This window comes from Algibacter sp. L4_22, assembly GCF_023473045.1.
Lineage (GTDB): Bacteria > Bacteroidota > Bacteroidia > Flavobacteriales > Flavobacteriaceae > Algibacter.
Genome location: NZ_JAMCOK010000001.1, coordinates 116,816 through 129,157, shown reverse-complemented (window position 1 = coordinate 129,157; position 12,342 = coordinate 116,816). Strand labels below are relative to the sequence as shown.

The following is a 12,342-nucleotide window of genomic DNA, read 5'->3' as shown; positions in this document are numbered from 1 at the left end:
GTTCGCCTAAATTAAGTATGAAAACAAAACGCTTTTTTCTTTTATGCTTGTGGTATTTGTAGAAATATATAGCACTTTTGATGAAAGATTAATTTTAGGAAAGAATTTAGTAAATAATAATATAGATATTTCAAGTTTAAATAGTGGTGTTTATCTTTTAAGAATGAGCACTTTAAAAAATAAGCTTGGTTAAAAAAATTATAGTTGAGTAGTTAGTTGTTTTTAAAAGAAGGTCTTTGTTGTAATTGGCCTTCTTTTTTGTTTATTTTTAAATTATCAAAAATATTTTTTATGAATAAGTTAGTTTGCCTTTTATTGGTAGTTGCATTGTCTTTTTCCTGCAAGGAAAGTGTTAAGAGTTCGGATACTCTAGTTAAGACTAATAAGGAGTTGTATGAAGCTATAACAAATGCAAAAGCCGGAGATAATATTGTTTTAGCAAATGGTGTTTGGGAAAATGTAGAAATAAAGTTTGTTGGTGAAGGAACAGAGAAAGCTCCAATTACTTTAAGTGCAGAAACTCCTGGAAAAGTATTCATTGAAGGTGTTTCTAATTTAGAAATTGCGGGACATTATTTAATTGTAGAAGGCTTGTATTTTAGAAATGGTTATACACCAACAAGTAATGTTATTGCATTTAGAACTAGTGAAGAAGAAGTAGCGAACTATTCTAGGGTTACCAACTGTGTGATTTTAGATTTCAACCAAAAACAACGTGATAAAGATGATCTTTGGATTCAACTTTTTGGAAAACATAATCAAGTAGATCATTGTTATATTGCCGGTAAAACTAATGGTGGTCCAACACTTAGAGTAGATTTAAAAGGCAATCAAAGTATTAGAAATTATCATCAAATTGTAAATAATCATTTTGGTCCAAGACCAAGAAAAGGTGGTGCGCGAGGAGAGTCTATTCAATTAGGTAGTAGTTTTACATCTATGTCGCCAAGTAATACAACTATTGCTAATAATTTATTTGAAGAATGTAATGGAGAGGTAGAAATTATTTCTAGCAAAACAAATTTCAATGAAATTAGAAATAATGTATTCTATAAAAGTGAAGGTTCTGTGGTAACACGCCATGGTAATTATGCTGTTATTGATGGTAATTATTTTATTGGAGATGGTGTGAATAAAAACTTTGGAGGAATTAGACTTGTAAACACAGGACATTGGGTTATAAATAATTATTTCTATAATATTATTGGTGAAAACTTCAGAAGCCCATTGGCTGTTATGAACGGAATACCAAAATCACCATTAAATAGATATAATCAAGTTACAGATGTTGTGGTGGCATATAATACTTATGTGAATTGTAAATCGCCTTGGCAGTTTGGAGTTGGTACTAACATAGCTCAAGCAGATGTGTTACCAAAATCGGAAATTCGTTCGGCAAGAGCCCTTAGAACTAACGTTGCTAATAATATTATTTATAATAAAACAGGAGATAAAAATGTAATTATTGAGCATGATAAGGCCGATGGTGTTCGATTTAGTAATAACATTATTAATAATCAAGGTGTAGATTTTGGTAACAAAGAGAGAATTGAGCCCAATAAATTTGAATTAACAAAAGTTAGTGAGAATATTTTTTTACCTAAATTAACAGGTGAATTTGATATTTATCAAGGCTTTGGATTTGAAACCATTACCAAAGATCTTTTTGGAAATTCTCGAGTAGATAATAACTCTATCGGTGCAACAATTCAAGGAAAATTAAATGCTCCACCAATTTTAGATAAAACTAAATATGGAGCTAGCTGGTATTCTAATGAAGTTGAAATTATAGAGCCTAATGTTATAGAAGTTACTGCAACTAAAGGACAATTAGAAGCTAAAATAGCGACGGCTAAAGCTGGAGACATTATCTCTTTAAATCCTGGAAAATACCAGGTGTCAAAATCTATAGTAATTAATAAAACCATTACAATTCAATCTAAAGGAAGCGATAAGGCTGAAATAGTGTTTGAAGGATTAGAGAATACGCCGGTATTTGAGCTAAATCCTTACGGAATTTTAAATATTAAAAACATTATTCTTACAGGAAATAATTCAAATTATGCTTTTGCAAGTTTAAAAGAAAACATGTCTAACCATTTTGGCTTAACAGTTTCTGGTTGTGAGATAAGCGACTTTAATTATGTTTTAAAAGTGTATAAAGAATCGTTTGCAGAAAAAATCACGTTTGAAAACACGTCGATTTCAAATTGTGAAAATGGTTTAGAATTATCTGAAGAAACAAACGATAGAGGTGATTATAATACAGAATATCTAACAGTAAATAGCTGTACGTTTGATAATGTAAAACAAAACGTGATTGATTATTATCGCGGAGGTTACGATGAGTCTACCATTGGTGGGAATCTAAACGTTACAAACAGCACATTTACTAATTGTGGAGAAAAAGAACCAAACAAAATGTTGTTAAATCATAGAGGTATTGTTTATGTAAATCTTACAAAAAACACTTTTAAAAATAATAAGGTTGATTATGTTGCCATTCTTTGGGGAGCTAAAGAGAATTACGAATCGGATAACGAACTCAATAATTCTGGTAAAATTAAAACCGAAGAGAATTTAAAAATGACGTTAATGTATTAAAAGACGCTTCAGTTTAAAAAATCATTAAAACAGCATTAAAATGTTTTGTTCTACAGCTTCAATTAAAGTATATTTTATATTAAAGAAAAGAAGTTTGCAGCATTCAAAATTAATTTTAATGCTGTTTTTTCTTGGAATAATTTCACCTATTTACGCTCAAGATATTCCTTCTGGAAGTATTATTAAAAATCAAGAACTCTCTAATTATTTAAAGGAAAGTGTAAAGGTTCAATTAGGTAATGAAAGTGAAATATCAATAGCAGTTCTTGCTAATTATTTGCGAGAAAAATTTTCCGAACGTTATTTTTTCAACTGGAAGAATAAAGACGAACGCTTTTTAGAGTATAAAAGTTTATACGTTTCCGCGGAAAAATCACATATAGAGCGAGCCAAAGATCATATGGCAAAATTTCCAGATGCTCCACAATGGAAACTCCCGTTTAACTACCAAAATGGAGAACCGGTAAACGCTTATGCTATGAGGCATTTGGCACGCCAGCATAAAATGATAGATATCGCTTATTTATATCATTATAGAAACAAGGACACTACATATCTAGATTATTTTAAAAATCAATTAAAGTCTTTAAACACTGCGCTTGCTTCTGATCAATACGAAAAAATAGAGGATGGAAATGGTGTTTTCGAATCATTTAGGTCTGGTTACCGAGTTTTAAATTGGTTGCAAATTCATAATTTGTTTTTAGGGGAAGAAAGTTATACAGATGAAGATGAGTTAATCACTATAGCAACGCTTTTACAGCATGGTCAGCATTTGTATGAACATAACGCTAAGTTTCATGCAGGTAATCACCAAACAAGAGGTTTGTCGGCTTTAGCCATGCTTTCTATATTACTTAGGGATTTTGAAGGAACAGATATATGGTACAATCACGCTATGAAACTTTTGGAAGAGCATTTATCTAAAGAAATAAATGATGATGGTTTTCAGTTTGAGCGTACGGTACATTATCATATGAGTGATATTGGTAATTATTATTACGTTTATCAGCTTGCAAAAATGAGTAATCTAGATGTGAGTCCGTTTTGGAAAGATAGATTGAAATCCCTTTTTGTAAGTTTAACAAAAATAGCGTATCCCGATAAATCGGCTCCTGTTTTATCTGATGATACTGATGATCCTTGGGCGGAAAAAAATAATATTTCTGGCGCTTTAACGTTGGGTTATTTGTTGTTCGATTCACCTAAAATGGGCTATTTTGCCAATAGTCAGGTAGACGCTAAAATGTTTTGGTATGTTACCGATAAGCAGTTAGAGATGTTGAGTAATATTGAATCTAAATCGCCAAGTATGAAATCGGTAGAATTTGCAACTACAGGTTATTACATAATGCGTGAAGGTTGGGAGAAGAATGATAAAATGATGATTATTTCTGCTGGTTTAGATACCGATAAGCCAGATCATCAGCATGGGGATATGTTAGGTGTTCAAGCTATGGCCAACGGAAAAGTTGTTTTGCCAAATTATCAAGTACGTTATTCCTTGGAAGATTTGGAGCTTTTTAAAAATTCTATGACAAAAAATGTGGCTTTGGTTGATGATGAATTAATAGGTAAACAATATACGTCTAACAAAGGAGGAAGCGGTTTTGGGAAGTTTTTAAATTTACCTAAGCCAAAAATAACTGCGTGGGAGAAAAATAAGGATTTAGATATTTTTATAGGAAGTCATGACGGGTTTGAAAATATAGGTGTTAAATATAACCGACAAGTCATTTATCTAAAGGATGATTTTTGGATTGTAAAAGATAATTTTACATCTGAAGAAAAGCATACTTATAAACAGGTTTGGCAAGGGCATTATACTTTAGAAGAAGGAGCGAATTTAATTCGTTCTAGTTTCGATGATGCTTCTGGATTGGATATTTTACAAATAAATAAAGCCGATGCTGTTTTAAACTCTGGACAACGTGGTAAACAATGGTCGGTAGTTTCAAAAATGAACGAAAATAATTTCAGTTTTATTACGGCTTTATATCCTTATGAGGGTTATAGTAATAGAATTGATGAAAATGCCAAAATGCCCAAAATAAAAGGGTGGGAACTAAATACTTCAAGTTATAACATTACAGGAGAAGTTGCTTCGAGTTTGTCTAAAGGACATGAGGTCGTGCTTTTTTCGGCAAAATCTTTGGAGTTGAATAGTGTTAAAATTGAGTTTTCTGAAAGTTCGGATATGTTTATAAAATACTCTGATAGTGTTTTAACAATTCAATGTTTAGGAAAACAAGATGTAAAGACTCAAGTGAAAACATCTAAAATTAATGAAGCATTTTTAATAAAACCTGGAGAAGTTATTTTGATTAAAATTTAAATATTTTTTTGGTTAATTATCATAAAACAAAAGGAAAACTCTTTGATAGATTTGTTATTTTTGGAATGACCCGATTAAGAAGGGATACAACAAAACGAATATTCAAAATTAATATAATGTATCCAATGAATTATGATTATGTAAATTTTTCATATAAATAAACTAAATACAGATAAAAAAGTAACTGTGAAATTACATTAACCTAACAAGGTTGTAATACTGCGGCCATAAATTTGGATTTTATACCAATTCTTTAAAATCCAATTAATAATGCACTTTAAATTTTTATTTACATCATTTATACTGTTTAGTATAATCAATATTAATGCCCAAACTACAGGCACATTAAAAGGTACAGTTACTACCGAACAAGGAGAACCAATTATATGGGCTAGTATCTTTATAAAAGATCTGTCTATGGGAACAACGTCTGATGTTAATGGAACATTTTTATTAGAAAAAATTCCAAATAATACTTATGTAGTTCAAGTATCGTACATGGGGTATAATACAATTAATAAACAGGTAGAAATTACAACTACAGAAACTATTCAGAATTTTACATTAAAAGAAAGTTCTTATATGTTGGAAGGTGTTTTAGTAACATCACAAAAAAGAGAACAAAAAAATAAAGACGTTCCAATTGCCATTACATCTTATGGAACAGACTTTATTGAAAATCAAGGAACCTTTGAATATGATGCTTTGTCAGAATATGTGCCTGGTTTTCAAGTGCAAATTCAAAGTGTTAATAATCCAGGTATTGTAATTAGAGGCATTACAAGTGATAGTGGAGATTCTAGAGTAGAACCAAGAGTTTCTATTTTTCAAGATGGAGTTTCTATTAGTAAGTCTAGAGGTTCAGTTGTAGAATTATACGATATAGAACGTGTAGAAGTTTTAAAAGGCCCGCAAGGAACATTGTTTGGTAGAGGAGCTCAAATAGGAGCCATGCACATTATCCAAAATAAAGCGAAAAATGAAAAATCTGGATCTATAAAATTAGGATATGGTAATTTTAATCAATTTTTAGCTACAGGACATTTTAATGCGCCTTTAGTAGAAGATAAATTGTTTTTTAGAGCAGCCGCAATTTATAATGGAAGAGATGGTTTTATTGAAAATATTTCTGGTGGAGATTTAAACGGTAAAGAAACGTTGGCTTTTAGAACTTCATTTAAATATCTAATAAATGCTGATACCAATTTAGACGTCATTGCAAATTGGCAAAAAGATACACCACCTGGAACTTCTTTTAAAAGTGGAACTTATGCACCTTTAGGTGGAGATACAAATCCAAATACTTTTGCTGATTTAGAAAGAGGTGAAGATTTAGGTTTAGACAGAACAGTTTGGGGTGTAACAGCTATTTTAAAACACGAGTTTAATGATGTTTGGGATTTAACCTCTACAAGTGCCTATAGAGAGTTTGATTCTAATGAAGCTTTTGATGCAGATGGAACTGCTGCACCTGCGTTATTCTTTAATGAAATATCAATAGGAAAACAATTTAGTCAAGAATTTAGATTTAATTTTGATAATGATGATAAGTTTAGAGGTTTTTTTGGAACTAACTTCTTTTATGAAGATGGTTCACAAAGTGTGCCTTGGGAGTATGATGAAAGAAGTGTGGCTATGTTATTATTAGATCCTGCTAACCTTGTTGTTGGTGGTGTTCCAGTTTTATTATCAGCTATTCCAAACGACCCAACTACATTTGGTGCAATTGCAGGCGCACCATTAAATTCATTTAATAAAGAAGCTTATACAAATTACGGGAAAAATTATTCTGGAGATATTTTTGCTGATGCTTCTTATGATGTTACTGATAAATTATCATTTACATTAGGATTAAGAGCAACATTAGAAAATATAAATGCCGCTTATGAGGTTATAGATACAGAAACACCTTCTTATTTAGGGTATTTATCAGGAAATTATCCAAACACATTATTTGCACCAACAAATGGTAAAATAGAAGCTAGTGAAAACTTTTTATCAGCAGTGGGTCGTTTTGCTGTAAATTATGAAATAAATGAAGAGATTACATTATTTGGTACAACCTCTAGAGGTAGAAGACCTAATGTGATCAATGTAACAGCAACAGAAACTAATATTTTATCTGATGAAATTGTTTGGTCTTATGAGGTAGGTGCAAAATCATTATTTTTAAATAATAGATTACAGTTTGATGTAAATGCCTATATGTATGATTATTCAAACTTTCAAACATCGGTAGCTAAATTAGAAGATGGGGCTTTAACAAATACAACTGAAGATAGCGGTAATGCAAGCTCTTTTGGTTTTGAAATGGCTTTACAATATGCTTTTTCAAAAACGTCAAGCTTTTTTGCTAATTATGGTTATATAGATGCTTCTTTTGATGATGAAGATGCTGATGGAAATCCACAAGAACTAGCTGGAAACACATTTAGATTAACACCTAAAAACTCATTTTCAGCAGGTTTTAATATCAATTTAGATGTCAATAAAAATTTAGATTACTTCTTTAGACCTACATATACTTATAAATCTAAAGTATTTTTTGAAGAAACAAATTTACCTGATATTTCTCAAGATGAATATGGTTTATTGAACTTTAGAACCGGTTTTGTTATTAATAAAGATTATGAAATTAATTTTTATATGACGAATGCTTTAGATAAAGAATTTATTGTTGATGCAGGGAATACAGGTGGTGCATTTGGTATTCCTACTTTTATTTCAGGTGCTCCAAGGTTTTTTGGAGTACAAGTAAAAGCAACGTTTTAATATAAATATTAGTAAAACTAAAAGCTATCTAATACGTTTTATTGGATAGTTTTTTAAATTCAATAAGTATGCAAAAAACATTTTTCACATTTATATTTTTAATAACTTTTGGTTTTGTTATTAAAGCACAAGAAATACAATCAGTAAAAAACATAGAAAATATTGTGAATGCCAAAGAAAGCAACACTAAAAATATAAAGCCGAACAATCAAGCCAGAATTATTTGGTCAGAAAACTACAAAGAAAAACAATCTCCAATAGCATTTGTGTACTTACATGGTTTTGGTGCAAGTAGTAGAGAAGGAGAACCCATTATGAGTAAACTTTCTAAAAGATATAATGCTAATGTTTACATGTCACGTTTAAAAGAGCACGGTATTAAAAGAGCGGATAATTTTAAAGATTTAACTCCAGAAAATTATTTAGAAACAGCAAAGGAAGCGTTATCTATCGGGAAATTAATTGGTGAAAAAGTAATTCTAGTAAGTACTTCTACAGGTGGATCTTTAAGTTTAAAGTTAGCTTCAGAAGATAGTTCTATTGCAGGATTAATCATGTATTCTCCTTTTATAGATCTTATAAATCCTGCTTTTAAAACAATTGTTACGCCAGAAGGTAAAGCAGGATTTATAAAAATGAACAAAGGAAGTGAAATTATAAAACAAACGAGACCGGAAGAAGAAGCAAAATACTGGTCTACAATTTATCATGTAGATGGATATGAAGCTTTAATTAAGATGATTATAAAGACCATGACACCTCAAACTTTTTCAAAAGTAAAAACGCCTACATTTGTTGGTTATTATTATAAAAATGAAGAAGAGCAAGATCAAGTTGTTTCTGTTCCGGCAATTTTAAAAATGTTTGATAGTTTAGGAACTCCGGAAAATAAAAAAGTAAAAAAAGCTTTTCCAGAAGCAGGAAATCATGTTATAGGTTGCGATTTAAGGTCTAAAGATTGGCGAAATGTATACAATCAAACATTGGCGTTTATAGATGATGTCATTTTAGAGAAACAACAAAAATATAGTTTTGATTTACAAGGTCATAGAGGTGCTAGAGGTTTAGCTCCAGAAAACACCATTCAAGCTTTTGAAAAAGCATTGGCTTTAGGTGTCAACACGTTAGAATTAGATGTGGTTATTAGTAAAGATAACAAGGTAGTTGTTTCTCATGAGCCTTGGTTAAATGATGAGGTTACTTTAGATTCAAAAGGAAAAAATATCACAAAAGAAGATGCTTTGGCTTTTAATATTTATAAAAATAAATACAAAAAGATAAAGAGTTACGATGTTGGTTCTATTGGAAATCCGAAGTTTTTATTGCAGGAAAAAGAAAAAACTTACAAACCATTATTGTCTGAAGTTATCGCTTTTGCTGAAGCGGAAAATGATAAAATTCGTTACAATATTGAAATTAAAAGTACACCAACAGACGAAAAAAACGGATTTCAACCTTCTGTTGCTGAATTTTCTGATCTTGTAATTGAGCAATTAAAAAACGCGAAATTACCGTTAGAAAGAATAACGATACAAAGTTTTGATTCAAGAGTTTTAGAATATATTCATAAAACATATCCAGGATTTATTTTGGCATTTTTAACGTATCAAAATGATTTTGAAACGAATATGAAAATGTTAAGTTTTGTTCCAGAAATATACAGCCCATATTACATTCTATTGAATAAAAATGAAGTTGAAACGATACATAATAGTAATATGAAAATAATTCCTTGGACCGTAAATAAAAAAGAGGATATGATTAATTTACTTAAAATAGGCGTTGATGGTATTATTACAGATTATCCAAATATTGCAATTCCTTTAAGAAAATAAGTCAATTATTTCAACCATTTAATAAAAAAAAGAAGAGTGTCAAGGGCATACTAAATTATGAAGAATTGATGTTTAACACCAATTTCATTTTATAATGTCGCTATAAAAGCATTTAAATAATGATGGTTTCCGGTAATTGATTTAATAGTTTTTCGACTCATATTATTGACAGATTCGTGTAGCCAGGTCCTTAAGTCTTCCATAGATTGAAATCGCTGATTTTTATAACGTTGCTTCATGTATTGACATATTTGTTCGCAATGGTTTAGTTCAGGGGAATATGGAGGTATTCTGAATATATATATATATATATATATATTCAGGTTCCTCTATGTTTTTTGTTGAATGGAACCCTGCATTGTCTATAATTACAATTTTAAACCCTTCTGGCTTGTATAAGGAAAATTGTTTTAAGTATGTTTCAAAAATAATAGTGTCTACTCCATTAATTTCCCATACAAAATATCACCATTTATAGGCGAATAACTGCCATATAAGTATATAGTTTTAAAACTTGTAGGTAGGAAACAATACGCTTTATTCCAGATGCGGTTAGATATTTTCTTAGATGGGTCATCATACCAAACTTAGCTTCATCTTGAAAATATAGATTTATATCACTACACTTATATTTATTTAGACTTAATCTATTATATTTTAAGGTATTAGGTGGTTTTTAAAAAAGTATTTACTGCTTGGTCGTCTTTTTTATAATGAGATTTTCTAGGACTTTTAAGCTTTGTTTTAAAATGCTTTATTAAGTATTGCCTCAATAAATGGTATTTAACATCAACATTATATTGTGATAAGACCCATTGTTGTGCATCCCAATAGCCTAAGAAACCATGCGCGTTTGAATTTAAACGTTTTGAAAGCCCATCGTGAATCTCTTTTGTGATGATTTTAGACTTTTTTTTTGGTTTATCTGTTAGTAGACCTTGCAAACCATTGGTAATATACTCTTTTGCCCAACGTTCTTGAGTTCTAGGGCTTATGTTTAAATATTCTGAGAGCTCATTTCTAGTCTTGAATCTTTTTTTCTGTAATGCTAATAGCTAAATAATCCTTTTTTCGAGCCTAAAATTTGGTTGTTGTTTTCGGAGTGTAATCAAATCTAATTAACTCTCTGTTATTTGAAATTCTTGGGGTTTTGCCATACCTCTGAGATAAATAAAAATGACGACATTTAACAATTAAATTAGTGTTATTAGTATTCTAATTTGTTTAATTGTCCAGTGCGTTATTTGTTGCTCGATTATAGGCTGTTATAAGGTTACGGGACATTAGGCATCAAGTTTTGCTGAAGGAAATGAAACTGTCTTTTTTTCGGTAAAATCCTTAGAGTTAAATAAATTTAAAATTGAGTTTTCTGAAATTACAGATGTGTTTGTAAAAGTTACAGATGCAGAGTTGTCTATCCAATCATTGGCTAATCAAACAGTAAATGTTTCATTGAAAGCTAACAATATAAATAAGGAAGTTCCAATAAAACATGGTAAAGTGATTTCAATTAAAATTTAGTCTATTTTTTTTCTTAAAGTTTTTAATCGAAGTAACGTTTCTAAAAAGTAATAATCACCATACACAATAGGTTCATCTACTTCATCATTTTTCGGCCAATTACCTGTGCTATGATCTAAAATGAATGGAGCTTCAATGTCTTCATTTAGAAGATAGTTTTTAGATTTGAGGCTATTTACTACCTTTTTGCTATAATTTAAATAGGTCTCGTTATTTGTATAGCCGTATAATTCAACCAAAGCAGAGGAAACAATTGCTCCTGCTGAAACATCTCTTGGTGCGTTTGGAATTGAAGGATCGTTAAAATCCCAATATGGAATCCCGTCTTCAGGTAAGTTTTTATGATTTATAAAGAAATTAGCGGTGGCTTCTGCTTGGTTTAAGTATCGTTTATCCTTGGTGTATCTATATGCCATGGTGTAACCGTAAATTGCCCAACCTTGTCCTCGTGACCAAGAGGATTCATTATTAAAACCTTGGTGTGTTACCTTCATTCTTGGTTGAAACGAAATAGTATCATAATCTACTACGTGATAACAACTATTATCTGGTCTAAAATGATTTTTTAGCGTGGTATTAGCGTGTTTAACCGCAAGATTATAGTAAGAGCTGTCTTTGGAGGTTTTAGCAGCTTCAAACAGTAATTCTAAATTCATCATATTATCTATAATGACTGGAAATTGCCAAACATTTTTGTTGAAATCCCACGAGCGGATACTGCTTATATGTTCATTAAAACGTGTGCTTAATGTTTTTGCGCTTTCAACTATAACTTTTTTGTACTCTTCGTTTTCTTCATGTTTTAATCCATTTCCGAAACTACAGAAAATTTTGAAACCCATATCATGGGTTCGGTTGTTAAATTTTTCATTTTCAATATAAGCTGTCCATTCTTTGGCTTTGTTTTTATAAGCCTCGTTTCCCGTTAAGTCGTAAATCTGCCAAAGATTTCCAGGAAAAAAACCACTGCACCAATCTTTGGGTAGTACTTTTTTTATAGTATTGGTTTTTAAGTTTACGCTACGCGGAAAGGCTAAGGAATCTAAAGGGTATTCTAGTAGTTTTTTATATCGAGCGTTTAATAATTCTTTGGCAGTTTTTACAGACGTAATTTCTGTGCTACTTTTATTTTTGCAGCTTAAAAGGTTTATTATTATCACGATAAGTAGTATGTGTTTTTTCATCGAGGTATCATTTAAGTATTGGTAAATTAAATAAAAAAAACCTCAAATCAATAAATGATCCGAGGTTTTAAAACTAGAAGCGACTAATATG

8 protein-coding genes are annotated in these 12,342 nt (G+C 30.5%); 5 read left to right on the top strand and 3 right to left on the bottom strand.

Annotated elements, in window-relative coordinates:
• The first annotated feature begins 43 nt into the window (after positions 1 to 43).
• The 5 genes from M4I23_RS00530 to M4I23_RS00510 all read left to right on the top strand — a co-directional run bounded on the left by M4I23_RS00530 (position 44) and on the right by M4I23_RS00510 (position 9,546).
• Positions 44 to 193: a hypothetical protein gene (locus M4I23_RS00530; protein ID WP_249753085.1), complete on the top strand. Its 150-nt coding sequence runs from the start codon at positions 44 to 46 to the stop codon at positions 191 to 193.
• A 98-nt stretch (positions 194 to 291) separates the two neighbouring features.
• Positions 292 to 2,604, top strand: coding sequence for a chondroitinase-B domain-containing protein (locus tag M4I23_RS00525; RefSeq protein WP_249753084.1), 2,313 nt, complete (start codon positions 292 to 294; stop codon positions 2,602 to 2,604).
• A 118-nt stretch (positions 2,605 to 2,722) separates the two neighbouring features.
• On the top strand, positions 2,723 to 4,939 hold the full coding sequence (locus M4I23_RS00520; RefSeq protein WP_249753083.1) for a heparinase II/III family protein: 2,217 nt from the start codon (positions 2,723 to 2,725) through the stop codon (positions 4,937 to 4,939).
• A 270-nt stretch (positions 4,940 to 5,209) separates the two neighbouring features.
• A complete protein-coding gene (locus M4I23_RS00515) occupies positions 5,210 to 7,711 on the top strand; it encodes a TonB-dependent receptor (RefSeq protein ID WP_249753082.1) in 2,502 nt (833 codons plus the stop codon).
• 68 nt (positions 7,712 to 7,779) lie between these two features.
• Positions 7,780 to 9,546 carry a glycerophosphodiester phosphodiesterase family protein gene (locus tag M4I23_RS00510; RefSeq protein ID WP_249753081.1) on the top strand — a complete coding sequence of 589 codons (1,767 nt, stop codon included), beginning with the start codon at positions 7,780 to 7,782 and terminating at the stop codon, positions 9,544 to 9,546.
• Positions 9,547 to 9,635: 89 nt separating this feature from the next.
• On the opposite strand, the gene M4I23_RS19885 is transcribed toward M4I23_RS00510, so the two are convergent.
• The 3 genes from M4I23_RS19885 to M4I23_RS00500 form a co-directional block, all read right to left on the bottom strand.
• Complete coding sequence (locus M4I23_RS19885) at positions 9,636 to 9,797, bottom strand: hypothetical protein (RefSeq protein ID WP_368736168.1); 162 nt, start codon at positions 9,795 to 9,797, stop codon at positions 9,636 to 9,638.
• Positions 9,798 to 10,211: 414 nt separating this feature from the next.
• Positions 10,212 to 10,490, bottom strand: a complete 279-nt coding sequence (locus tag M4I23_RS00505) for a hypothetical protein (protein ID WP_249753080.1) — start codon at positions 10,488 to 10,490, stop codon at positions 10,212 to 10,214.
• 573 nt (positions 10,491 to 11,063) lie between these two features.
• A complete protein-coding gene (locus M4I23_RS00500) occupies positions 11,064 to 12,251 on the bottom strand; it encodes a glycoside hydrolase family 88 protein (protein WP_249753079.1) in 1,188 nt (395 codons plus the stop codon).
• Positions 12,252 to 12,342 lie beyond the last annotated feature (91 nt).

Excerpts from the sequence above, each read along its gene's own strand:
- M4I23_RS00530 (WP_249753085.1), top strand. The coding sequence starts at position 44 with ATGCTTGTGGTATTTGTAGAAATATATAGCACTTTTGATGAAAGATTA.
- M4I23_RS00525 (WP_249753084.1), top strand. The coding sequence starts at position 292 with ATGAATAAGTTAGTTTGCCTTTTATTGGTAGTTGCATTGTCTTTTTCC.
- M4I23_RS00520 (WP_249753083.1), top strand. The coding sequence starts at position 2,723 with ATGCTGTTTTTTCTTGGAATAATTTCACCTATTTACGCTCAAGATATT.
- M4I23_RS00515 (WP_249753082.1), top strand. The coding sequence starts at position 5,210 with ATGCACTTTAAATTTTTATTTACATCATTTATACTGTTTAGTATAATC.
- M4I23_RS00510 (WP_249753081.1), top strand. The coding sequence starts at position 7,780 with ATGCAAAAAACATTTTTCACATTTATATTTTTAATAACTTTTGGTTTT.
- M4I23_RS00500 (WP_249753079.1), bottom strand. The coding sequence starts at position 12,251 with ATGAAAAAACACATACTACTTATCGTGATAATAATAAACCTTTTAAGC.